The sequence below is a fragment of the Kitasatospora sp. MY 5-36 genome, from assembly GCF_001182915.1.
Classification (GTDB): Bacteria; Actinomycetota; Actinomycetes; order Streptomycetales; family Streptomycetaceae; genus Kitasatospora.
Map to the genome: position 1 here is coordinate 1 of NZ_LFVW01001291.1, position 994 is coordinate 994.

General features: G+C 73.8%; 1 protein-coding gene and 1 pseudogene. Both read left to right on the forward strand.

Annotation, left to right across the window (positions count from 1 at the left end):
- The coding region (locus tag AE652_RS42030; RefSeq protein ID WP_049661409.1) for a DUF3566 domain-containing protein at positions 1 to 386 on the forward strand (386 nt) is incomplete at its 5' end.
- Between the two features lie 260 nt (positions 387 to 646).
- Positions 647 to 994: pseudogene (locus AE652_RS48885) on the forward strand (SAM-dependent methyltransferase); the annotation flags it as partial.

The following is a 994-nucleotide window of genomic DNA, read 5'->3' on the forward strand; positions in this document are numbered from 1 at the left end:
GGGCCGGCCTCGGCCGGACCCGCAAGGCCCGGCTGCGGGTGACCAAGGTGGACCCGTGGTCGGTGATGAAGGTCAGCTTCCTGCTGTCGCTGGCCGTCGGCATCATCATCATCGTGGCCGCGGCCGTGCTGTGGATGACGCTGGACTCGCTCGGCGTCTTCGACTCGCTGACCAAGACCCTCAAGGACGTCACCGGCTCGGACAGCAGCGGCGGCCTCAACCTGATGGACTACGTCGGCTTCGGCAAGGTGATGACCTTCACCACGCTGATCGCCGTGGTCGACGTCGTCCTGCTGACCGCCCTGTCCACGCTCTCCGCGTTCATCTACAACGCGGCGGCCGGCTTCACCGGCGGCGTCGAGCTCACCCTGGCCGAGGAGGACTGATCCCGGCCGGATCCTGACGCTCGCTCAGCTCCCCGTCCACGGACGGAATGCACGGGCCCCACCCGCTGTTGCAGCGGGTGGGGCCCGTCGGCATTTCGGGTGACAGCCGGCCGCCCGCGGCGTGCCACCCGGAAACCGGGCGGCCGCGGTGGGACAAGCTGGGTGCCGCCCGTCCCGCGCCTGGGAGTGCCGCAGGCCGCCCCCGGTCCGCCCGACCGGGTCAGCTGAGGTTCCGCAGGACGACTGGACGGAGGCGCGCGGTGGCGAAGCTCGCAGGTCAACTGGTCGAAGCCCTCGAAGGGCTGTTGGGGGTCCCGGTACCGCTGCGGGTACAGGCCTGGGACGGCAGCGCCGCCGGGCCGCCGGGCGCGCCCACCGTGGTCCTGCGCAACCGCCGGGCGCTGCGCCGGCTGGTCTGGCAGCCGGGCGAGCTGGGCCTGGCCCGGGCCTACGTCGCGGGGGACCTGGAACTCGCCCCCGGCACCGACCTGTACGAGACGCTCTCCGCCGTCGCCCGCTTCGCCGAGCGGCCGGAGGTCCGCACCCTGGCCCTCGGGCCGCGCGAGGCGCTCGGCCCCAAGGGCCGCCGGGTGCTCGCCGCCGCGCTG